At 38.9% G+C, this 22976-nt stretch carries 20 protein-coding genes; 6 read left to right on the top strand and 14 right to left on the bottom strand.

From position 1 onward, the window contains the following. Window positions 1-148 precede the first annotated feature (148 nt). Together parE and F3J02_RS07850 are read right to left on the bottom strand one after the other, a co-directional pair. On the bottom strand, window positions 149-2032 hold the full coding sequence (parE, locus tag F3J02_RS07855) for a DNA topoisomerase IV subunit B (RefSeq protein WP_004803540.1): 1884 nt from the start codon (window positions 2030-2032) through the stop codon (window positions 149-151). Window positions 2033-2046: 14 nt separating this feature from the next. Beyond that, a complete protein-coding gene (locus F3J02_RS07850; protein ID WP_167248481.1) occupies window positions 2047-2637 on the bottom strand; it encodes a YqiA/YcfP family alpha/beta fold hydrolase in 591 nt (196 codons plus the stop codon). A gap of 262 nt (window positions 2638-2899) precedes the next feature. On the opposite strand from F3J02_RS07850, the gene F3J02_RS07845 reads away from it, so the two are divergent. Further along, window positions 2900-4246, top strand: a complete 1347-nt coding sequence (locus tag F3J02_RS07845; RefSeq protein WP_005185964.1) for a hypothetical protein — start codon at window positions 2900-2902, stop codon at window positions 4244-4246. Window positions 4247-4307: 61 nt separating this feature from the next. On the opposite strand, the gene F3J02_RS07840 is transcribed toward F3J02_RS07845, so the two are convergent. The 12 genes from F3J02_RS07840 to gshA all read right to left on the bottom strand — a co-directional run bounded on the left by F3J02_RS07840 (window position 4308) and on the right by gshA (window position 17369). Further along, entirely contained in the window at window positions 4308-4847 is a 540-nt protein-coding gene (locus F3J02_RS07840; protein ID WP_167248787.1) for a hypothetical protein, read from the bottom strand. A gap of 52 nt (window positions 4848-4899) precedes the next feature. Continuing rightward, the gene (locus F3J02_RS07835; protein WP_167248480.1) at window positions 4900-5448 is read right to left on the bottom strand and encodes a hypothetical protein; all 549 of its coding nucleotides are present in this window, start codon (window positions 5446-5448) and stop codon (window positions 4900-4902) included. A gap of 45 nt (window positions 5449-5493) precedes the next feature. Next, complete coding sequence (locus tag F3J02_RS07830) at window positions 5494-6195, bottom strand: hypothetical protein (RefSeq protein WP_167248479.1); 702 nt, start codon at window positions 6193-6195, stop codon at window positions 5494-5496. 121 nt (window positions 6196-6316) lie between these two features. Further along, entirely contained in the window at window positions 6317-6817 is a 501-nt protein-coding gene (locus tag F3J02_RS07825; protein ID WP_167248478.1) for a hypothetical protein, read from the bottom strand. A gap of 89 nt (window positions 6818-6906) precedes the next feature. Continuing rightward, entirely contained in the window at window positions 6907-7791 is an 885-nt protein-coding gene (locus tag F3J02_RS07820; RefSeq protein ID WP_159414067.1) for a hypothetical protein, read from the bottom strand. 8 nt (window positions 7792-7799) lie between these two features. Further along, entirely contained in the window at window positions 7800-8183 is a 384-nt protein-coding gene (locus tag F3J02_RS07815) for a hypothetical protein (protein WP_167248477.1), read from the bottom strand. Window positions 8184-8712: 529 nt separating this feature from the next. After that, complete coding sequence (locus F3J02_RS07810; protein WP_228284342.1) at window positions 8713-9090, bottom strand: hypothetical protein; 378 nt, start codon at window positions 9088-9090, stop codon at window positions 8713-8715. Beyond that, a complete protein-coding gene (locus F3J02_RS07805; RefSeq protein WP_167248476.1) occupies window positions 9080-9796 on the bottom strand; it encodes a toxin-antitoxin system YwqK family antitoxin in 717 nt (238 codons plus the stop codon). The genes F3J02_RS07810 and F3J02_RS07805 overlap by 11 nt, the downstream gene beginning before the upstream one ends. Before the next feature lie 15 nt (window positions 9797-9811). Then, window positions 9812-11692, bottom strand: coding sequence for a LysM peptidoglycan-binding domain-containing protein (locus tag F3J02_RS07800; RefSeq protein WP_167248475.1), 1881 nt, complete (start codon window positions 11690-11692; stop codon window positions 9812-9814). Between the two features lie 10 nt (window positions 11693-11702). After that, complete coding sequence (locus F3J02_RS07795) at window positions 11703-15092, bottom strand: type VI secretion system Vgr family protein (RefSeq protein ID WP_167248474.1); 3390 nt, start codon at window positions 15090-15092, stop codon at window positions 11703-11705. 177 nt (window positions 15093-15269) lie between these two features. Next, complete coding sequence (locus tag F3J02_RS07790) at window positions 15270-15776, bottom strand: disulfide bond formation protein B (RefSeq protein WP_167248473.1); 507 nt, start codon at window positions 15774-15776, stop codon at window positions 15270-15272. An 18-nt stretch (window positions 15777-15794) separates the two neighbouring features. Next, the gene (gene gshA, locus F3J02_RS07785; protein ID WP_167248472.1) at window positions 15795-17369 is read right to left on the bottom strand and encodes a glutamate--cysteine ligase; all 1575 of its coding nucleotides are present in this window, start codon (window positions 17367-17369) and stop codon (window positions 15795-15797) included. Window positions 17370-17596: 227 nt separating this feature from the next. Here gshA and F3J02_RS07780 point away from each other — a divergent pair, with 227 nt between their 5' ends. The 5 genes from F3J02_RS07780 (at window position 17597) to F3J02_RS07760 (ending at window position 22920) form a co-directional block, all read left to right on the top strand. Then, window positions 17597-18136, top strand: coding sequence for a DUF924 family protein (locus F3J02_RS07780; protein ID WP_167248471.1), 540 nt, complete (start codon window positions 17597-17599; stop codon window positions 18134-18136). A gap of 36 nt (window positions 18137-18172) precedes the next feature. Beyond that, entirely contained in the window at window positions 18173-18730 is a 558-nt protein-coding gene (locus F3J02_RS07775) for a CC0125/CC1285 family lipoprotein (protein WP_004657069.1), read from the top strand. A gap of 17 nt (window positions 18731-18747) precedes the next feature. Further along, window positions 18748-20055: a DUF445 domain-containing protein gene (locus F3J02_RS07770; protein ID WP_167248470.1), complete on the top strand. Its 1308-nt coding sequence runs from the start codon at window positions 18748-18750 to the stop codon at window positions 20053-20055. Window positions 20056-20300: 245 nt separating this feature from the next. Next, the gene (locus tag F3J02_RS07765) at window positions 20301-21455 is read left to right on the top strand and encodes a pyridoxal phosphate-dependent aminotransferase (RefSeq protein ID WP_167248469.1); all 1155 of its coding nucleotides are present in this window, start codon (window positions 20301-20303) and stop codon (window positions 21453-21455) included. 97 nt (window positions 21456-21552) lie between these two features. Then, window positions 21553-22920 carry an MATE family efflux transporter gene (locus F3J02_RS07760; protein WP_167248468.1) on the top strand — a complete coding sequence of 456 codons (1368 nt, stop codon included), beginning with the start codon at window positions 21553-21555 and terminating at the stop codon, window positions 22918-22920. Window positions 22921-22976 lie beyond the last annotated feature (56 nt).

Raw genomic sequence — 22976 nt, 5'->3', positions numbered from 1 at the left:
GATTTTTAAATCTTGTATACAACATTGCATACAAAAAATACCTACTGACCTAAAATGATGCAAATTTGTTCATTTCAGATGTAAACACTTCAAGCAAAGAAAAAGCCAAGCATTCGCTTGGCTTTGATCTATGCATTTGATGAAGTACTTAGACAGTAATATCCGCTAAATTACCCTTTTGTTCTAACCAGTGCTTACGGTCGGCTGAACGCTTTTTCGCAAGTAATTTATCCAATAAACCTGCGGTTAAATGTGCATCATCTAAATCCAACTGCACCAAACGACGCGTATTCGGGTCCATAGTCGTTTCACGTAATTGGCTGGCGTTCATCTCGCCCAAACCTTTAAATCGGGTGATCTGTGGATTCTTATTGCCTTTGACTTTTTTCAGGATGCTTTCAAGTTCATCATCATCCAAGGCATAGTACACCTCTTTACCAATATCAATACGATAGAGCGGTGGCATAGCGACGAACAGATGACCTTCTTCAACCAAGGTCGGGAAATGTTTTACGAATAAAGCGCATAATAAGGTTGCGATATGCAGACCATCCGAGTCCGCATCGGCAAGGATACAGATCTTGCCATAACGCAATTCAGACAGATCATCACTGCCCGGATCGACCCCGATCGCGATGGCAATATCATGTACTTCTTGAGAAGCCAAAACTTCATCCGATGAGACTTCCCAAGTATTCAGGATTTTTCCGCGAATCGGCATAATGGCTTGGAAATTCTTGTCGCGTGCCTGTTTGGCACTACCGCCCGCAGAATCCCCTTCGACAATAAACAACTCACTGTCTTCACGGGTTAAGCCGACGCAGTCTGCCAGTTTTCCAGGCAGTGCTGGACCTGCAACAATCTTCTTACGTTCAACTTTTTTCGCTGCTTTTAAACGACGTCCTGCTTTGGCGATCGCCATTTCAGCCAGTTGTGTCGCAATCTCAGCATGTTGATTCAGCCATAAGGCAAACGCATCTTTGGCAATGTTCAGTACAATATTTGATGCTTCACGACTGGATAAACGCTCTTTGGTTTGACCAGAAAATTGTGGCTCTTGGAATTTCAGCGATAAAATGAAGTTCACTCCATCCCAAACATCTTCCGCAGAGAGTTTCATATTACGCGGCAACAAATTACGTAATTCACAGAATTCACGTAAGGCTTCGGTCACACCTGAACGTAGACCATTGACATGAGTTCCGCCTTGCGCAGTCGGAATCAAGTTGACGTAGCTTTCTTGAATCTGCTCGCCACCTTCCACATTCCAACAAATCGCAAATTCACACGCTGCGCGGTCTGCTTGGCCGCTGCTAACAAAAGCAGGATCTGGCAAGATGTCACGATCTTGCAGTTCATCCATCAAATAGTCGACTAGACCATTTTCAAACTGCCACTCGATCTTTTCATTATTAATTTTATCGTCATAAATAATCTTTAAGCCCGCAGCTAAAACAGCTTTGGCTTTTAAATTATGTTTCAGTGCTTTAAGCGCAAATTTAGGGCTATCAAAATATTTAGTTTCAGGCCAAAAACGTACTGTGGTTCCTGTCGCACGCTTTGCAACCTTACCCTCTAAGACTGACAAAGGCGCAACAGGTTCACCTTGTTCAAAAGCCATTTGGTACAGATTGCCTTGACGCTGTACAGCAACTTCAACACGAGTCGATAAGGCATTGACAACAGAAATTCCGACGCCATGCAAACCACCAGAAAACTGATAGTTATCGGTACTGAATTTACCGCCTGCATGCAGCTTGGTCAAAATGATTTCGATACCGCTTTGTCCATATTCAGGGTGAATATCGACTGGCATTCCGCGGCCATTATCTTCAACTGACAATGAGCCATCTTCATAGACTGTGACACAAATCTGGTTGGCATGACCTGCAAGTGCTTCATCGACTGCATTATCAATCACCTCTTGCGCCAAATGGTTTGGACGTGAGGTATCGGTATACATGCCCGGTCGACGACGAACTGGATCTAAACCAGAAAGAACTTCAAGGGATTGTGCCGTGTATTGTGTCACTTGGTCTGACTTCCTTATTGGATGGCTGCCGATAAAAATTCGAGAACTAAAGGTAATTTTTCTTCAAAATCATCCATTGCATGATTACCATCTGCGTCGGTTAAAATCAATGAGGATGGATGAACTGCACTATAATAGCGTTGAGCTTCACGATAATCCAAAACTTCGTCGCCTTGTTGCAAAAGCACCAGAATTTTATCAGCATGAACGAGCTGCGTGTCAGCAATCGATTGTAATTGCTGCAGTTGATCGGCATCAAGTGTCCATGATGCAGTGACTTTGAGTGGGATTTGTTCAATCCCAAATAAATCTTCGAATAATTGCCATGGTCGCATAGCAGGATTAATCAATACAGCAGCACAGCCATATTTTGCGACAAGATATGTCGCATAAAAACCACCAAGGCTGCTGCCAACCAAAACTACTTTATCCTGCGATAAATTTTCGATAAGCTGAGAGAGTTGTTGCAGCACTTGATTGGGGGATTGGTTTAAATCAGGTAAATGCACCCGTATCGCATCATGCTGTGCACAATATTGTTGCAACTGCTGCCCTTTTATCGACATCGGACTGCTTCGAAAACCATGTAGATAGATAATTTGCATACGCACCAAAATAGGCAAGGACTTGACATAAAGTGAAATAAATCACATTATTTTGATTAATAGTTAAACAAATAACAATATAAATTACATTTAAGCTGGATATTGTCTGACACAAAAAACGATACTGTACTCCGTTCATCAGTATTCTAAAAAAATTACGTATGAAAGACATAAGATGTAAGCGTTTGTTGTAGTTTATCTAAACAATATTCAGAAAAATCACTTCAAACCTTCGGTATATATCAAGGATGGGGAAATCAATATGCCAAGTTTAACACCTCTGCATGAAACCTATTGTAAGTGGGATCGTACGCCCCCGAGTCAGGCAGATGTTTTGGAGGGTTTGGCACAGCTGGTCAGTACTAGCCTCAGTGGTGTACATGAACTGATCCAAGTCGTACAAACTGAGGTATTAAGGACAACGCTCGGTTTAAGTGCACAAAAAGCCAAACAATTACAAAAGCACCCGCAACTGCAAAAGTTTTATCAGTTTTCTTATGTTGCCCTACAAAAATATGGTAGTCATTTTCTGGCGCCCAATTTACGTCGTATTATTGAAAAATTTCCAGTCTTACATGACAAGCCCTTAACCCCAACTCTACATTTTGTGGTCGGTGCGCTGAATGGGATTTTTGGTGATTTCTTTTTAAAGCAACACAATCCAATGGCTTTGCCGATGGTGCTTTATGATCACTATGGTTCTTTACAGCAGGGCGAACTAACAGGGCGTGTGGTGATTCTTGCACATGGTTTATGTATGAACCATTTGACTTGGTCGAATCATCGCTATGGTGGGATTGGTGAGCGTTTGCTCGCGCAACGTGATAACAACACCATGTTGTATTTGAATTACAACACTGGACGCCGAATTTCCGCCAATGGCCGTAGTTTTGCCAATACCTTAGAAGATTTGGTACAGCGTAATCCACGCATCACCAGTATCGATCTGATCGGGCACAGTATGGGCGGCTTGGTTTCGCGTAGTGCCCTGTTTTATGGCAAACAGAATCTGTATCAATGGGTGCATATGGTCGAGAATCTGGTCTGCATCGGTTCGCCACATCATGGTGCAGTACTTGAACGCTTTGGTTTCGTCTTGCAGGACAAACTTGGTGGATTCCCGTTTATCAACTTGCTTGGTCAGTTGGTGAATGTGCGTAGTAACGGCATACTCGATCTACGTTATGGCAGTGTCCGTGATGATGACTGGGAACATAATGATGCCCGCATTGGTTTTGCTGACGACAATCGTAAACCTGCACCGCTACCGTCCCATATCAATACCTTCTTGATTGCAGGGACTTTAGAATTTGAGAAGTTACGTAATAAAGCGCTGTCTGTGATTGGGGATTATCTGGTCAGTGTGAAAAGTGCTTTGGGTGAACATCAAAATCCACGTTTCCAACTGAAATTACCTGACACCCATAAAGCGGTTTTCTATGGGCTGAATCATTTTGAAATTCAGTATCATTCCAGTGTAGCTGAGCAGATTACCCGCTGGTTATATCCAGATGCTAAAGAGAAGGTTGAAGCCGGTGTACAAACCCATATGATCAATGTACCCCATAACTATACCTTTGATGATTTAGAAGGCATTGTTGAGACCTAAAAGATAGAAGCTCAGTTAGGTTCTAGCTGAGCTTTTCAATAGATAAAACTAACTGTAATTTTTACTCTTTAAATCGATCATAAACTCTATATTTAAAAATATTTCGAATCGATGTTTCTTGAAACAAATACCCATTAAGCACAGATACAATATTGCGATCATTTCCTGACTTCGCACAGGATAAATTCACATCCACTGAATCCTCGACTTTAAAGCCTTCTTTTTTAAGTTTTGTTCGATCTATCTCTCTGGAGTATTCGAATGAGTTATTAGGATTATAGATCATAATAAGATCAGTTCGATTGTGCTTCATATATGCCCAATAAATATAATAATCCGTATTCTTGTATAGAACATGATTACAAGTTCCTGTAGATATCCAGTTTTTATCTTTTAAGTTAAAACCAATTTCTTTTGCTAATTCTTTATTTTTCTTATTAAAACCATCCTCCCAGATATCAGGACATTCTATATCTTCTAACACCTTCACTTTTACAGCAGTTTCATTCCAATACTTTGTACATTGGTTCGTGCTTTCTGCATATAAGCTCATACTATTGAGCAGAATAGCTGAGGCTATCGCTAGCTTTATTCCCTTCATCTCTATCTCAAACGAATCCAAAATTATTGGAAAAATAATATTGTGGTTGGTCTTACTTAACAAAATCACCTTGGTCATTTAATTTTAGTTTTAGATCTTTTCCATCTTCTTTATATAAAACTTCATACTTCTGATTAATGACAATATTTTGAGATGCATCTAAGGTAATGCTTTTAACCAAGCCAAACCTGTTGACCGTTGTCAGATTTATTTCTGGAGTTTCAGCTTCACTTGTTGAGGGGGACACGATCAATAAAACACCCGCTCTTGTTTCTGGGAAAACGACCGAATCGCCATAGCTTGGGTTAATAAATTTATAAATTTTGATCAAACCAACACTATCAATTAAGTTAATTGAGCCACAATTCATTCTCTGTGCAGATAAAATACAATTCAGATGAGCATTTGAGCTATAAGGAAGCGAAGTGATCGGGAAACCATCATCATTTTTTAACTTTGCAGGATTTGGTGAAGCTTTATGTATTTGGTTTTGATGAGAAATTTCATATTTCTTTTCTGAGGCAGTGCTACAGGAAGCAGTTATGATGCTGAGGCTGACTAAACCGAGGATACATGTATATTTTTTACAAGAAGAATGCATAATAAACCCCTTTAGAATAAAAACCGAACCAAAATCTAAATTGAATTACTTAATATCTTTTTCAGCTGCTAAAACACCTGTAGTTTCACAACCTAATGTTGAAGAAATACATTTTAAGCTACTATTCAAAACAACCTTGAATGGGGAAATTTTTCCGTCTTGATAAGTTTTAACATTTGCAAGATACGTATACTGTCCTTTCTTAGCATCATATGTTACCTGATCACCCATAAGTAGGTCTGTTTGTTCATTCTTATCTTCACTATCAGAAAGTATAACAGGTATTTCTATAAAACTATTATTCCTTATATTATATAAAAAAGTAGTGACTTGATTTCTTTTAAATGGAATTTTAACATAATTAATAGTGCTTACTTCTCTCACTCTAAAAGCTAAAATATCTTTATCGTGATACAGCAAAGAGAAATCAACATTAGACTGCAAAGACACTGTCGTCCTTAAAACATTATATACATCTTTTCCATTTAAAACTTGAACCCCATATTTCTTTAATGTGTAGTTAATATTTTTCTTTGTTTTATCAATATTACCAAAATCCGTTAACTTTATTTTTAAATTAGGATTAATAACAGAATACTTATTATAAACATCTATATATTCCACAGGTGATTTTACTTGAATAGAGTCTTGCAAATAATCACTCCATGAAGAATTTTCTTTTGCATGACAAACGTTAAGATAAAAACAACATGTAACTACTACTTTTAAGCAAAATAATTTATTCATAATATTTATTTCAATCCTCCTACAAAATATTAGATTAATTTATAAAAAATCAAACAAAATATACGCCCCAAAACTATTGAGCTGCATTAAAAATACTACTAAATATAGTGTTCAAATTCACCTAGTTTAAATTTCTCATTAAGAATTTCCCATTTCTATCTTTATACTTAATCACTCCTGAGCTATCAATTGAGTAATAATCACCTATCTTTTCTATTTCCAGTTTTGGCTTAATTTTAATCAAATAAAATTCTGATTTAGCCTCTTCATCTGTATCTACATATTTTTCAGCTATAGAGTAAACTATATCATTACCTTTAGATATAAATCTAAAATTATCTACATTGAGATCTTTTATCCTACTATCTGATAAAATTTTCCCTTCCAATGGAAGTTCATCTAAAATTTTCGTTGACTGATAAGAATAATATTTTATATTACTTATTTTTCTACATTCTTTTTCAGATTTATTTTCTCTACACTCTGAATAAAAATTTGATGATATAGGATAGCCAATTACTCTAATATTTTTCTCTATTTTATTGATTTCTTTGGCGAGTAACAAACCACTTGATATTACCAAACTAACAGAAAATATCATTACTGTTTTCAAAAATCTCATTTCCAATTCTCTATTATTTAAAACCAATTACTATCATTTTTTATTTTAAAAGATATACCCCAACTCGAATGGGGTATATCACACTATTCTTATTTTAAATTTTTCTTTAATAGCTTTCCATTCTCATTTTTATAACTAATCACTCCAGAGTTATCAATTGAGTAATAATCACCTATTTTCTCTACCACTAGCTCAGGTTTTATTTTTATCAAATAAAATTCAGAACTAGTTCCTTCATCTGTTTCTATATACTTTTCAGCAATAGAATAAAAGCTATCTTTCATTTTAGGAAGGAACCTAAAAGTATTTGCATTCAATGAATCTATTTTCGAATTATCAAACATATTCACAAAATCAGGAGATATTTTCTTTAACTCAGATAAAGAATATGCCCGATTATTAGACCTTTCAAGCTGTTCACATTTTTTCACTGGATTTTTCTCAGTACAGTTAGAGAAAAAATCAGATGAGATTGGTGTTTTTATAAAAACCAAGTTATTATCATTGTTTTTTTGACTTATATTTTCTATAACACTTACCTTCACAAAAGCATTATCAATAATTTTAAAGCATGCTTTTGAGTTTAAATAGGTATCTCTATAAGAATATAAATCCCCAGATATACACAACTCATCTTTTCCAGCAGAGTAATTAAAATCAGCTTTTGCCTTATTTACTTGATAATTCAAAGGGTAAACTTTATAATTTTTTTGATTTAAAACAGCCAACCTAAAATATTTACCATCATCAATTTTTATTACAGAATAATCTTTATTAAAATCTGGTTTCATTCCAATATTTTTTTCAAAAATTTTAATCTTATCCGTTTTACAGTAATAATTATCTACATCATAGTCAAAACCACAAGGCTCAACTTTAATATTTTGATTGTTTTTTTGCTCTACAGATTTAGCATTACAGCCTATAGTTAGGCCCATTGCTGATAATAATAATACGTATGGTAGTCTTTTCACTGTTTATCTCACTTTTGATGTTGCTGATGGTACTTCAAAATTTTTTCCAAAATTTCTTTTACCATTTTTGTAGAGCCCTGATTTGCATGATTGGCCTTACTTTCATAAAAAGACTTTGTTCCATCTGAAACATAGCCGCCATTCTTTTTACTAATTTTCAGTCCATTAGGTGTTGCTATTGATGCCCATTCTTTTGAAGCTTCATATTGGGCCAATTGTACGGTACCTTTCCCCTGTAATACAAATGCCCCCAAAGTCGGTCTCTTTGAAGGAATTAAATATTCTCGAAAAATCCTCTCTTGTAAATTGGCATCAAATTTTTCTTCTCCAGTTAATCCTAATTTTAATTTAGCCTCTCGCATAGGGTCTGGAGTAATTTGATATTTACCCACTGCAAACATTCTTGTAGTATTATTTGGTGACAGACTATATGTTTGTATTATCTGGTTAATTGTTTTATTGGTAACAGTGCCAGCGGCAGGTCGCAAGTATGAATGGATTACTTTATTATTAATAGTTCCTGTATTATAAGACTCATAATTACCTGATCACCCATAAGTAGGTCTGTTTGTTCACTCTTATCTTCACTATCAGAGTGTATAACGGGTATTCCTATAAAATTATTATTTATATTTTCAACAATCATTCCATTACTAACACCCTTTGATGAATGCACACTTTTATTTTCATATTTAATTAAAATTTCAACTAGCTTTTTAGAGTGGAAAGTATAGGTAATAGCTGAGTCAGGATTAAAATAGTGATACAACTTCCCATATCATTCATTAAATTATGTTTTGAAGAAAAATTAATTTCATAATATTTATCATCAATAGAATAAGCTTCTCACTGAAAATATAAAGACTTAAAATTCAATCAGTTTTCAACAAAACATAAATGGTATTATTTAAAACTTACAATTCATTTTATATAGCTTATCTTATCAACCACACAAATTAAATTGGTATAATGAAACATAGAATCAGCTGAATACAAACCTTTACACGTTATTTTTGCAGGTTTACTATACTCAACTTTATATTTCACATCTAAATAGTTCAACTGAATTTCTTTTATTTTTTTATACTCCTCACCTTCTTCTTTTAAATAAAAATCTCTAGCAGCTGGCAACAAAATAACATCATACGGATGTGCTTTATTTTGCTCATCTATACTTTTTTTATTTAATATATGACCTGTCAAGACAGTAAAATTATCACTCGCATATGTTTGCGATAAAAATATGGTGTTCGCTACTATAGCAAAAAACAAAGTATTTACTTTTAGATTAATCATCATGGTTCTCTACTTTTACTAATTTACCTTCCTCATCCCACTCTTTCCATTCACCCACTTTCATTCCCTTTTTATATGTACCATCATAGATAAAAACTTGAGGGTTCATTGTATATTTTTCATAACATCTACCATCTTCTAGACCATCTTTATAATTGCACTCACCTGTTAATTTTCCATCTTCATTCCAATTTTTACTAATACCATTTATTTTACCTGCTTTATAATTTGTTTCTTCCTTTAAATTTCCATTTTCATACCAAACACGCCATAGACCATTTTCTTTATGATCATTATATTCTGTCTCCGCTGCTTTACTACCAGACTCATACCATACAACTCTAGAGCCTTCTCTCGGATAATATGATGTATCAGCTTGTTCATTATAAACATAATCCAATTTACCATCTGTTAAGATATACGGATCCGTTTGTTTCTTACCCGAAATATAGAAATCCTGAACTAAAATTTTTTGCCCATCTAACTTTTTTAATAAAACTCGATAAAATTCTGCCTGTTCTTTTGTCGTCGCTTCTTGACCAGATGATTCTGCATTCTTCATATACAAGATAACCGAATCAGTACTTTGATCATGAGTTTCAAGTTTTTGTTCAGTTTTCTCATTTAAGTGCTGATTTTGAGTTTCTGATTGTGAACAAGCACTTAAAAAAAATAGGGAAGTAAAAAAACAGATGGTACTAAATTTCATAAATATATCCTGATTCTACCGTGTTGCATTGCTTGTACGAACTGTTTTTAGCCCTAAAGCTCCATATAAATCATCAACCGACATTTTCTTTTCCAGAACTTGAGATTTCGAAAACTCATGATAAGCTTTTGGTATATAAAATCTATAAGCTGATATTGATTTACTTGCAATTGTGATTTGATCATCCTGATTCCCACCTATTATAAGAAATCGACCACTGGTCTTATCTAAACAATAAACAAAACCAACATGACCAAAGCCTGATTTAGCTTCTGGACTAGCTCCCGAGGATGTGGGGATAGTTGCCAATGCACCAAAAATAGGCTTTGTTATTTTAACAAAATTTTTTGTATCACGACGAAAGCTTAATGCGCTTGCTGGCTCAGCTGATTTTGCATATTTAGCTTCTTGTAAGCAATAATTTGCAAATGATGCACACCATGCTTGAGTTGAACCAACCAAGGTATTGATTTTACTACCCGTTAACATATGGTAGTTATCTTGTTTTGTAATGACACCCTCTCTTTTGCCATACCATTGTTTTAGCTCCCGAATCACAATTGGCATCCATGGCGCCTCTCGATTATTCACAGGTAAAATCGCTAATCCCTCACCTGTTCCTGATTTAGTTCTTGTAACCTCTTGAATATTATTCCCTAAACTAGAGACAGCCTTAGTTATTGAAGTCAGGGCTGCTGTCCCAACTCCATTTGATTCTTGCTTTTTTGTTTCACTTTTTTGTTTAGTATGAGGACTAGAAACAGAAGAAGGTATTGTAACTATTTGACCAACTAAAATCGTATCTCTTTCTTTAATCTGCGGATTCGCTTTCATAAAACTATCAATTGAGATACCTTTTAATTTACAAATTTTATAAATTGTATCTCCAGATTTAACTCTATAAATATTTGTAGAACTATTTCTACTTTTACCTTTTTGTTGCTCATTATTTTTTTTTGCAAAATATCCTATCGAAAGTATTTGACCTGCATAAATTTCATTTGCATTTTTTATATTATTCCACTGTTGAATTTGTTGAGCGGTTACTCGAAAGCGCTTTGCTATTTTTGAGAGTACATCCCCATTGACAACAACATAGTCAATTCTTGGTATATCATCTTTTTTTCCACTAAAAGACCCGTTCTGAGGCATTAACTTACTGGTAAAACGGGCTGCATTATTAACTAAACTAACCACTTGAGACTCAACAGAAGTGACCACCTCTCCAATTAATGTTTCACAGCCATCCACCATAGTACTAAAAGATATCTTCTCTCCTTGTTTTACATGAGGAATGGGTGGCAAATTACCATTTTTATTCGTGACATACTCTTTTTTCTTATCATTATGATTAATTATAATTTTTTGATCAGCTAATGGATTAGAACCATTATTAACATTTACAGTTGTAGTACTAATCCATTTATCAGAACGCGGAGGTTGTGTATTTGTATTATAATACCCTTCCTTACGCTCCATAGCATCCATTAATTTCTCAATTCCTTTATCATCTAAAGATGACAATACAGTTGAGCGATTAAAACCTGTATGTTTTATTAAATAAGCAATATATGCTTCAGTATCATTCTCATTAGGTGGCGCATAAATATATAGGGCATCTTTTAATGAGTAATTGTTATATTTACGTCTGAGTAAGGCCTTTTTTTCTCGCCTTCCTATTTCATAGCTTTCGAAAATAGCAAAGTTTCCACTTTTCGTATTTCCAGTACCAATTTGTCCTGGATACATTCCTTTATCTTTTGGTCTCATATTTCCAGGGTTATTAAATCTCCAAGCAATTGTCCCTCCTGTTCTTAATAATATTTTCCCATCATCTGCAAGATATTGAACAGTCAATGTTGGTCTGTCATGAGATGCTTTAATAAATTTCGGCATAATTATATTCCTATTTATTTATTATTGAATTTATTAGGTCTGAATCAAGAAAATCATGCTCAATATTTTCATCTTCAAACTCACAATATAAATTTTCTGGAATTTCGACTTCATTTCCTGATTCATTTTCGCCACTAGGAGATAATTCTTGAACATCAATTTTCCATAACTCCTTACCAATCGATAACTCTACCTCATCTTCAGTATCACTGAAAATTCGTGGTAATTTTGTTTCAGTGATCACACCACTTGAAAGTATTTCCCCACTTTCTTTATTAATAATTTTATAAGGTTGGTTAACAAAACCCATTAGATCAAAGTTCATATCATTACCAAATGGGGCAAATCTCAAGCTAAATTTATTCTTTTCTATTTTAGGTAAATCATATTTTGGTATAGAAATATTTTCACCACTTAAAAAAATATGCTGCCCACTCTTCACCTCAAACTTGCCACCTGTTTTTATAAACACTCCACCTCCATTTACAATTAGTTGACTACCTCCAGCTTTAATATCAATTTCTTTCGCACTCGTAAGCTCAATTTTTTCCTCTGTCGAAATTAATCTAATGACCTTCCTAGCAATCACTTCAATTAGATCATCCTGCGCCTGCAACTCCAATTTCCCTTTCGCTGCATAAGCCCTAAAGCCCTTTTGTGCAGCAAACAAGCTGATCTTGTCCTGTGCATGCCCAATAATATTCTTCTGTGCGCTCAAGTTAATTGAGCCACTGGCACTCTCGGCAATATCCTGAGAGGCCTGTAAGATAATATTTTCAGGCGTGGTTAATGCAATCCCATTCGGCGATGCCAACAACATCAACGCCTGTCTGAAAATCTTGCCTTGCTCTTGCTGTTTGGCATTCGAACTGCTTTCCAAACCTTGGGTATAGCCCTCCATAAAGCCCTGTAACGAACTCAATGCTTTGGACGGGGTCACTTCTAACTTGCTGCCTTTACTAAAGGTGCCGCAAGTACTCATCAGCTCAAAATCTTTAATATCGACATTGGCCAAAACATTGCCGACTTCTTTAATACTTTCAAACGGGTTTTGCTGAATCCGATCTTTAATACTGGCAAGCTTGCCTTTGACTATATCAGCGCCATGCTCTTCTACGTTTTCAATGAACTCTTTCAGATTTTCAACCGCATCTTTGGCATCGCTAAAGAACGCATTAAACTCATCTACCGCGTTTTTGGCGTTGCCGCCGAGTGCACCAATATCCTCAATAAAACCACCACAATCCTTTAAAGCATGAATCGGATCATTACTCATCCCTTCTTTAAATAGATTTAAAGTGCTATCCAGTGCTTGACCTGTGGTTTTAAGTTCCAATGACTGAATAAACTTCGGTAGACGGTTAATCACATTTAGCGCATCAGTCTGTTGCTTCGCAGCCACCTCACTGAGCATTTTCATACTGTCATAGCCCTGTGACAGCAAAGATTGCGCTTGCGCAGCTTCCAGATGATCAGCAATGGCCTGTTCTTGGGCATAGGTACTAATCAGCATACCCTTACCTGCCCGTACAGCGCCCCAAGCATCCGTTCTGAGCTCAAAGCCCTCGCCACGACCGTTACTGGTTTCCTGTACTTTAGGGTGACTCAAATTACCTAAGTTCAACTGTGTTGCCGCATGACTACTTTGCAACTGGGTACTAATTTGCCCTGTCGTATCATCAAAACGTAACTGGTTAAAACCATTGCCATTCACTTCCTGACTGCGGATACCGCTGAGTTTTTTAGTGTCGGGAAGCTGCCCTTTGACATCAAATTTGGTCGGAGAACGCTGTGCTTCATGGATTCGCCCTGTCACAAAAGGACGATCGATATTGCCATCAAAGAAGTCGATGACCACCACCTCACCAATACGCGGCAAGAAGCGTGCTCCATAGCCTTCCCCCGCCCAAGGGGTCAGGACATCCACCCATGCGGAGTCGGTGTCATTGTCATTGCTGCCCGCACCGCCATCATGTCCATGATCATCACTACGGGTAAACAGAAAACGTACCTTAATCCGTCCCCACTCATCCACATAGATGGTTTCCCCTTCAGGCCCCACTACTTTGGCGCGTTGCGGATAGGCGATCGGACGATGCAATTCTGGATCATATTCAGGGGTGATTTTGATCTGACGGCGAATCAAGGTCAGCTCATTGCCTTGGCGCTCGATGTCGTCATAGCCTCGTTGATCCCAGCGGCTTTGGCTGAGCAGTTGACTGACCTGTTGCTGTAAATCTTTCGGTAAATTATTTTGATTATAGAAATTCTTGGCAATAATCAGGAACTCCTGATCGGCCCCTGCATGCTGATCAATTTCAGGATGTTCCCTGAGATTAAACCAATAACCAACTTGGCTATCGCGCACAGTACTATAAGCCTTAAAATATTTGGCTTGGCTGGCATACATGTCATTGAATTGTTGATTCAGTTTTTCTAACTGACTACCGCCTGAAGCTGTGGCTTGGTCTTCACCCTTTAAGTCCTGCATCCAAGCTGGGCTGATATGCCATGCCTGCTCAAGGCTTAAACTGGCAGAATCAAAACTTTCCGAATGGTTATGACTAGTGACCACTGAACCTGCACCTTCTTCTTGTGCCAAGGCATCAGGCTGCCAACGTTGCAGATGCACCGCAGTCGGCTGCAAACTACGCACCGCCACGAAACTGGTCATGCTGTCTTGGAATTCAGTAGCACTGCTGCGGTGATAGCGAATACTCCGTCGAGCTAAAGCCTGATATTGACTATTATCATCAATCAATCTCAGCTTCTGCGCTTTGGCAGGTGTACTTGAATGTGGCACAAAAAGCTCAGCTTCATCAATCAGCCAGTTTATGCCTTCACTGCGCCATAGGCGTGTAAGAAAAGAATAGTCGGATTCATTATGACCCATTACAAATGGGCGTATATCATAATTCTGGCTTAAGCCATTCAGATCCAGACTCAAACTTGCCGCAAATAGTGGACTTCTTTGCTGCCATTCTTTGAACAAAACTTCGGTGATTTCCACAATCGTTTTATTCATAAAAACACGGCTATTACGGCGCTTATGCCATAAATGGGTTGCATCGTGTACAGTCAGCTTATACAGCGTTAATGCACCATCACTCTGTCCATAACTGGCCTCGGTCACAATCCCCGTGGTGCGAAATAGTTGCCCTGAATCAGTGACCTGATCAACTGCAACCTGAGTCCCAATAAATTGTTTGAGAGGAATCTGGGCATTGGTCGAAAGACAAATCAGCTCTGCTTCCAAACCCACATTGAGTTGATGCTGGCCTTGTATGCGTTGTAAAAAAACTTGATTATTCAGTAGATTATTAGAAAATTGTACGTGGATGGCACGTTTCTGTGCATTTAGCCCTATTTTTTCTAATACATTAAATATATTAAAAAGCATTTTTTATAATCAGATCGTACGGGGAATCGGCTGAACTTTATAAAAAACAGACCTGACTGTCTACAAAAAAACGACCATTTTTAGTAAAAAGTTACACTTTTTTTGACTAAGTGACAAAATAAACCCGAAACATGCATCCATATTTCGGGTTTAAAATTACTTAGAACAACGATCCGCTTATTTTTGTGTAACGCGATAGTTTCTAAATAACTGCCATAAGCAAATTAATAAAATCAAACTAAAATAAACCAGAGACCATACTGGCAATGACTGTCCGAGAAAAGTCCAATCGACCGCGGCACACTCACCTGAACCCGAAAGTACTTCTTGCAGTACCGTTTTCATCGGTAACGCATCAACCAAATAATCTAAACCAGGTCCACAGCTTGGCACTTTATCAGGTGGTAAGCTCTGCAACCAAACATGGCGTGCAGCAACACCAACAGACCAGCCAATTGATAAAGTTGCCAAGAATGCATAAAAGCGTTTGAAGCCATTTGAAACTGGATTATGGATAAATGCTACCAGTGCGATTAAACCCATTCCAATTAAGCCAAGGCGTTGGAAAATACAGAGTGGACAAGGATCCAAACCTTGCACATGTTCTAAATACAACGCAAATGAGATACCAATAATGCTGGTCAGTACCAGTAATGCACTGACTAAGCGGTAATTCCATCGCATGGGAAGTCCTCTAAAATTTTAACGGTATTGTGCAAGATATTGTTCAAAACTCATGTCGTTATCTTGTTCAAGTTGCGCCTGTTTTTGCAACGAAGTTTGCGCCAATTGTTCAAAATAGTGTTTGCGTTCTTCACTGAGTGGATGTTGATCATAATGGTCAACATGTTGCTGCGCCATGACACTACCAAAATTCCATGTGCCACCATGTTGTAAAGTATCTGCAATTACATGGGCTGAAGGCGTGTTTTCAACATGATCTAAGCGTTGTTGCATCACCTGAATCGCATCTCGATACAACTGAGTATCATCCATTTGATCTAGTATATTGGCACAGGCCTGAATCGCATTTAAATGAGTTTGTGCCCAGTCTTTCAATGGAATGGAGTGACCGCCCTCTTCGATCTTAGCGTCTGCCGCACGACCGCGATTCACCACTTCAGTTTGGTTACGATCAATTTGCTCTTGTTCTTCAGCAAAGAGATCTGGACTGTCTTTAAGTAAGCAATATAAAGCTAAACTCTCAAGAAACCCTGCCGAAATTTCATCAATCCCAATCGCGCTATACGGATTCACATCGACTGCACGTAATTCGACATAGCCGACACCACGATTTTTTAACGCTTGCGAAGGTGTTTCACCCGCTTGTGGCACCTGTTTAGGACGCACCAGACTGTAGTATTCATTTTCAATCTGTAATACGTGATCATTGATTTGAATTGGCTCGCCCAGTTCATCATTTAAACCGAGTTGGGTAAATTCTGGATATGGGGTATGCACGGCTTTTTGTAAGCCATCTAAGTAATCATGCAGGTCGTTATAATGAATTCCGAGTTCTTTTTGTGCTGAGTTTTGATAACCCAAACGGCCCATCCGCAATGCTGTTGCTTCAGGTAAATAGAGTGTGCCTTTCACTAAAGGCTGTAAGTGATGCTGACGACCTGTCAAAAAGCAACGACACACCGATGGACTTGCGCCCAACATATACATCACTAAAGGAATCAGACGAATAAAATTACGGATCAAGCCAAAATAACGGTGACTACGATAATCTTGCGGACTGAGCTGTTTTAATTCTGGATTGCTTTCATGCTGCTGCAAAACAGCAAATAATTGTTCTGGAAAAGATAAATTATAATGAACCCCTGAAATGGTTTGCATACGCCGTCCGTAACGCACGCCTAAACCACGACGGTATAAGGTTTTAAAGCGGCCAATATTAGAACTGCCATATTGTGCGAGCTTAATATTTTCTTCGTTATCATCCAACATGCATGGCATTGACAAAGGCCAGAGTTTTTCACCTTCTTCTAGCTGCTGATGCACCACGCTATGAATGTCGCTCAATTCGTTTAAAGCTGCAGCAATGGTACTTTGTGGCGTGGTAATGAACTCCATCAACGCTTCTGAATAATCAGTGGTGATATGCGGATGTGTGAGTGCTGAGCCTAAAGCGATGGGGTGATTTTGTTGTGATAAAAATCCATTGCTTTGCATGCGTAGGCTTTCACGCTCAATCCCACGTAACATCCCCTTTAATAGCGAGGCATCTACCCAAGTTGGTATCACAGAGGAAGTAAGGCTGGGTTGATTCATATTCTATGCTCGCTTATTCAAGATCAGTCGACCAAATTCATGGTAGCGACGTCGTCGATTCTACAGACATGCTGTGCATGCCAATCCCTTCGACTCAGCCAATTATAACGACAATTACAATCTAGTCATCTGATTTAGTTTGGCAATTTTTATCACAATCTTGTTACATAAGACACGCAAAAATTGTGATTTTATTGAAAAATAAATCTTCCAATGGATACTCGCCCATGCAAGCGCAAGACATTCTTAATTTTTGGTTTGACCCTGATCATCGTTCACTTTGGTTTGCCAAAAGTGATGATTTCGATGCAAAAATTCGTGCGTCCTTTGCAGAGATTCATCAGCAAGCTGCTCAAGCCGAACTATGGTCGTGGCGTCAAACGCCTGAAGGTCGTTTGGCTGAAATTATTGTACTCGATCAGTTCTCACGAAACTTATATCGAGATCAAGCACAGGCCTTTGCCTACGACAGCTTGGCATTAACCCTGTCACAAGAAGCGATTAGCTTACAACTAGATGCACAACTCAGCCCAGATCAGCGTTCATTTTTATATATGCCGTTTATGCATAGTGAATCCAAACTCATACATGAATTTGCACTGAAACTGTTCCAACGCTTAGGCAATGAAATTAACCTAAACTTTGAGAAAAAGCATAAAGTGATCATTGATCGTTTTGGTCGTTATCCGCATCGCAATGCAATTTTAGGCCGTAACTCAAGCGCTGAAGAACTGGAATTTTTAACTCAACCGAACAGTAGTTTTTAAGTCGATCTCCCTCGACACTGTACACAGGAATGGCATATGAAAGCTTTATTAATATGCACCCCGCTCCTTGTCGCATTGACATTTGCAGGATGTGCAACGGTTCCCTCCAAACCCAGAACCTTTGACCAACTCGGTCAATTCACCGCTTATCCGTTAAATAACAAAACTTACCGCGTTGGTTTCCAAGCAGATAACAATTTGAGTTATGGTACGGCTGAGGAAATTACCCTACTTAAGGCAGCGCAAACCACGGTCAAAAATGGGTTCCGCTATTTTAGTGTAGTGGATGATCCAAGTAATGCCCGCCATAAAACACCTCGTCAGGCGGTAATTTATCCAACGCCTTCGTATTATCCTTATGGTTATTATCGTCGTCATCCTGCCTTTTGGCCGGATCCATTCTACGATACTCCACAAGTGGTCAATATTGATCCAATTCAAGTATCGTATACTATCGAGTGCTTTAAGACTCAGCAGCAATCACCTGATGCTTTTGATGCGCAACTGATTTTACAGTCCTTAGGTCCAAAATATGGTCTGAGTCCAACAGGAGACGTGTTGCAACCACCTGCACCACCTCAAAACAAAAAGTAAATTAAAAGGATGGCTCAATGAGTTCAGTCGAAGAAATCCACGTCCCAAGCTTACAACGAAGTAAATACTTCGCCACCATGGCACTGATTATTGCAGTCGTGTCATGGGTCGCTTTAATGGTCGCGGCACATTTCCTGCCTGAATATAAATGGCTTATCCATATTTTTATGCTCGGTGCAGAAGCTGGCGTGGTCGGTGGCTTAGCCGATTGGTATGCGGTCACAGTATTATTCCGCAACCCTTTCGGCAGAATGCCGCTGCCCAAACTGTTGCGTGATCACACTGAAATTATTCCACGGAATAAAGCGCGTATTGCCGAATCAATGGGACGCTTTGTACAGGAAAATTTCTTATCGCCACAAATTGTGGAACGTAGCTTACAAAATGCCGATATCAGTTTGGCGGTAGGTCAGTGGTTGGCTAATCCTAAAAACAATCAGCATGTGGTGCAAATGATTCAGCACACCGTACCGAGAATCTTTGAATTTGTCAGCCAAGATCAGATTGCCCACTTTGTCCAAAATAACAGTGTGCAATGGGTCAGAAGTACCAAGGTCAATAAACTGGCCAGTGAAATGCTGCGTGCGGTACTGGAAAATGATTTCCATCAGGATGTATTACAACGTGGACTAGATCTGGCACATGAATGGATGGTGTCCCACCCTGAAGAAGCACGTGATTTATCACGTAAATTATTCCAAGAATTAGGTGTGTGGAAGCTAGCTAAAGGCGCAAGCTGGATTGGCATTGATGTACAGCAACGCACCATTGATTCACTCATTGAAAAAGTTGAATCGATGCTAGCTAATCCTGACCACCCTTGGCGTCAGGATATTGAAGCCACCACGCATAACTTGATGCTGGAATTGGCAGAAACAGACAGTGACGCCAGCCAACGCTTAAATCGTGGCAAAGATGCCTTGCTCGATAGCCCACAAGTACTGAACTTTATCAGTGGTGCTGTGGCGATTTTATGTGATGCGATTAAAACCGATTTAATGCGGGAAGATTCAGGCATTGCCACCAATTTACAGACGGCGATACAACAACTCGGTGAAAGTCTGATTCAAAATGAAAAAGTGCGTCAGGTGCTGAATGAAAAAATGGTCGGTTTGGCCACCAATTTCAGTGAGCAATACAGCGACAAGATCATTCGGTATATCAGTGAGCGCATCCACGAATGGGATTCGCGTGAAATGATTGCCAAAATCGAAAGTGAAGTTGGCGGTGATTTGCATATGATCCGCGTCAATGGTGTGATCGTTGGTGCATTTATTGGTTTAGCACTCGGTGTGATTCGTGCCATTGTTGAAAATGTTTTGTAAATAAATCAAATCGTAAAGTTCTCTAGCTCAATTTAAGTTGAGATCAGCTATCGTGACGGCGGCATGGATGCCGCTCGTAGTGCTGCGGCCTCATGGATGGGCCGTCAGCACTACAAAGGATTTTTGTTACTTTTCATCCTTGAAAAGTAAAACATGCCTATGCAAATTACATATAATTTCTCACAGCATACGAGGCTGTGCAGAGTCATCGTCAAAAAGAAACTAGATATTAAAAAGGACATCCGATGTTGCAACTTCAGTCAAAACTCCCAAGCCAAGGCGTTACCATTTTTAGTGTCATGACTGAACTCGCACACCGCCTCAATGCCCTGAACCTGTCCCAAGGCTTCCCCGATTTTCCTGCGCCACCAGCCCTGCTCGAAGCACTAAGCCAAGCAACACTTTCAGGCTATAACCAATATCCTGCTGGCGATGGCGTACTCGCATTAAGACAACAACTCGCCACGCAATTCCTGTCGCGCGATCAACTGCAACTCGATCCTGTTACTGAGATCACCATTACACCTGGTGCAACCATTGCGATTTTCTGCGCCATTCAAGCCTGCATCCATGCTGGCGATGAAGTGATTATTTTCGATCCAAGCTATGACAGCTATGCCCCTGCAGTTCAATTGGCAGGTGGAAAATCAGTACATATCCATTTAGATGCTCCAAGCTTTCAGGTGAATTGGCAAAAGGTCAAAGACAGTATCAATGCCAATACTCGCATGATTATTGTCAACACCCCACACAATCCAACAGGTGCAATTTGGTCAGAACAAGATTGGCAACAGTTAATTGAGCTGATTCAAGATAAAAATATCGTGGTGCTCTCCGATGAAGTCTATGAACATCTGATTTTTGATGGGCAAAAACACCATAGCGCACTGCAATTTCCAGAATTACGTGAACGCAGTTTCGTGATTGGTTCTTTCGGCAAAACCTACCATGTCACAGGTTGGAAAACCGGCTATTGTGTTGCTGCGCCACAACTCATGCGCCTGTTCCGCCAGATCTATCAATTTGCCAATTTCTGTGGCACCACTCCATGCCAGATTGCACTTGCCAACTATATGCAACAACACCCTGAGCATATTCAAGAATTGCCAAGTTTTTATCAGGCGAAACGTGATCTGTTCAACACCCAAATTCAAAATTCACGTTTCGACTTCATCCCATCTCAAGGCACCTATTTCCAAAATCTGGATTACAGCAATATTCGCCCTGATCTTAATGATATCGAGATGTGCCAATTTCTTGCGGAGCAACATAAAATTGTGGCAATTCCAATTTCAGTGTTCTATCAGCAAGCACCTGAATCATTACGCTTAATCCGCTTCTGCTTCGCGAAAACCGATCAAACACTACAACGCGCAGGTGAAATCCTCGTACAATGTTGATCAACAAAAATAAACTGAACCCTCATCTTCAACACAACTGATAGTGTTATGTTGAAAAAAATACAATCGTTTCAGGATGAAGCGTGAAGGAAACTGAATGACACCACGCCAACCCTTGGTCATGCAACCGAATCTCTGGAAAACCTTTTTTGTGTTTCTGGTGCCGCTGATTGCCACCAATATTTTACAAAACCTGTCGGGAACCATTAATACCATCTTTGTCGGTCAAATGATGGGGGTAAATGCAATTGCCGCTGTATCGGTATTCTTTCCCATCCTATTCTTTTTACTGGCTTTTGTGATTGGGATTTCCGCAGGCTCCACGGTGCTGATTGGGCAAGCATGGGGTGCGCAGAATCTAGAAAAAGTCCGTTCCGTGATTGGCTCAACCGTCTTTATGACCTTGATCGGCGGCAGCATTATTGCGGTCTTGGGTCTGATCTTCGCCAAACATATTTTGGAGTTGCTGGGTACCGATCCTAAAGTGATGCACCTGTCCTTGCCTTATGTGCAATGGATGTTGGTGGGCAGCCCATTACTGTTCGTCTATATTATTTATACCTCGATCTTGCGGGGTGTCGGTGATAGTGTGACACCACTGATTGCCCTGAGCCTCACCAGCTTGATTGGTTTGGGCGTAACCCCCGTTTTACTGAAAGGTTATTTTGGTTTTCCGGCTTTGGGGATTGTTGCCCCTGCAATTGCAACCATTATCGGTTATGCCGCTGTACTAATTTTCTTAGCAGTTTATCTAAACTATAAAAACCATCCACTAAAAATTGATGGTCTATTACTGCAACATATTCGCCATGATGCTGAGCTGAGTAAATTAATTTTAAAGCTCGGTATTCCAACAGGGATTCAAATGGTCACCACCTCCTTAGCGGGTCTGGTGATTATTGGCTTGATTAACCATTATGGCGCACATGCCACCGCTGCTTACGGCGCAGTCAATCAGGTACTGAACTACATTCAATTTCCAGCTTTGTCGATTTCGATTGCCGCTTCGATTTTTGCCGCGCAAGCAATTGGCGCAGGTAAGCCTGATTTATTGGCCAAAGTCACCCGTACCGCTTTGGGTATGAATTTCTTATTTACGGGTAGTTTGATTGCTCTGGCTTATTTGTTTTCAAAATATCTGATGGCGCTATTTATTACCGATCACAGCGTAATTGAACTGGGTCAGCAACTGTTATTTATTGTGCTATGGTCGATTCTGTTCTTTGGTGCCAGTGCTATTTTTGCATCGATTATGCGTGCCAGTGGTGCGGTCAATATTCCAATGCTCATCAATATTTTCACAATTGTTCTGATCGAAGTGCCATGTGCATATTGGTTTAGTTCATTGTGGGGCTTAACAGGCATTTGGATTGCCTATGCGCTGTCCTTTGTCTGTCTATGTCTATTCCAAGCCTTTTATTATCAGTTCTTTTGGAAAAAGACCAAGATTAAGGTACTGATCTAAAACCACCTTATGACGGATATAAAAAAGCCATTCACAGAGAATGGCTTTTTTTATGC

It is taken from the genome of Acinetobacter sp. Tr-809 (assembly GCF_011753255.1).
Classification (GTDB): Bacteria; Pseudomonadota; Gammaproteobacteria; order Pseudomonadales; family Moraxellaceae; genus Acinetobacter.
The sequence above is the reverse complement of the archived record's forward strand: the minus strand, read 5'-3'. Positions and strand labels throughout refer to the sequence as shown.

Bases quoted from the DNA above. Each gene is read 5' to 3' on its own strand.
- F3J02_RS07775 (WP_004657069.1), top strand. From the start codon at position 18,173: ATGAAAGCTTTATTAATATGCACCCCGCTCCTTGTCGCATTGACATTT.
- F3J02_RS07790 (WP_167248473.1), bottom strand. From the start codon at position 15,776: ATGCGATGGAATTACCGCTTAGTCAGTGCATTACTGGTACTGACCAGC.
- F3J02_RS07795 (WP_167248474.1), bottom strand. From the start codon at position 15,092: ATGCTTTTTAATATATTTAATGTATTAGAAAAAATAGGGCTAAATGCA.
- F3J02_RS07850 (WP_167248481.1), bottom strand. From the start codon at position 2,637: ATGCAAATTATCTATCTACATGGTTTTCGAAGCAGTCCGATGTCGATA.
- F3J02_RS07780 (WP_167248471.1), top strand. From the start codon at position 17,597: ATGCAAGCGCAAGACATTCTTAATTTTTGGTTTGACCCTGATCATCGT.
- F3J02_RS07825 (WP_167248478.1), bottom strand. From the start codon at position 6,817: ATGAGATTTTTGAAAACAGTAATGATATTTTCTGTTAGTTTGGTAATA.
- F3J02_RS07760 (WP_167248468.1), top strand. From the start codon at position 21,553: ATGACACCACGCCAACCCTTGGTCATGCAACCGAATCTCTGGAAAACC.
- F3J02_RS07830 (WP_167248479.1), bottom strand. From the start codon at position 6,195: ATGAATAAATTATTTTGCTTAAAAGTAGTAGTTACATGTTGTTTTTAT.
- F3J02_RS07770 (WP_167248470.1), top strand. From the start codon at position 18,748: ATGAGTTCAGTCGAAGAAATCCACGTCCCAAGCTTACAACGAAGTAAA.
- F3J02_RS07800 (WP_167248475.1), bottom strand. From the start codon at position 11,692: ATGCCGAAATTTATTAAAGCATCTCATGACAGACCAACATTGACTGTT.
- F3J02_RS07810 (WP_228284342.1), bottom strand. From the start codon at position 9,090: ATGATGATTAATCTAAAAGTAAATACTTTGTTTTTTGCTATAGTAGCG.
- gshA (WP_167248472.1), bottom strand. From the start codon at position 17,369: ATGAATCAACCCAGCCTTACTTCCTCTGTGATACCAACTTGGGTAGAT.
- F3J02_RS07805 (WP_167248476.1), bottom strand. From the start codon at position 9,796: ATGAAATTTAGTACCATCTGTTTTTTTACTTCCCTATTTTTTTTAAGT.
- F3J02_RS07845 (WP_005185964.1), top strand. From the start codon at position 2,900: ATGCCAAGTTTAACACCTCTGCATGAAACCTATTGTAAGTGGGATCGT.
- F3J02_RS07840 (WP_167248787.1), bottom strand. From the start codon at position 4,847: ATGAAGGGAATAAAGCTAGCGATAGCCTCAGCTATTCTGCTCAATAGT.
- F3J02_RS07835 (WP_167248480.1), bottom strand. From the start codon at position 5,448: ATGCATTCTTCTTGTAAAAAATATACATGTATCCTCGGTTTAGTCAGC.
- F3J02_RS07765 (WP_167248469.1), top strand. From the start codon at position 20,301: ATGTTGCAACTTCAGTCAAAACTCCCAAGCCAAGGCGTTACCATTTTT.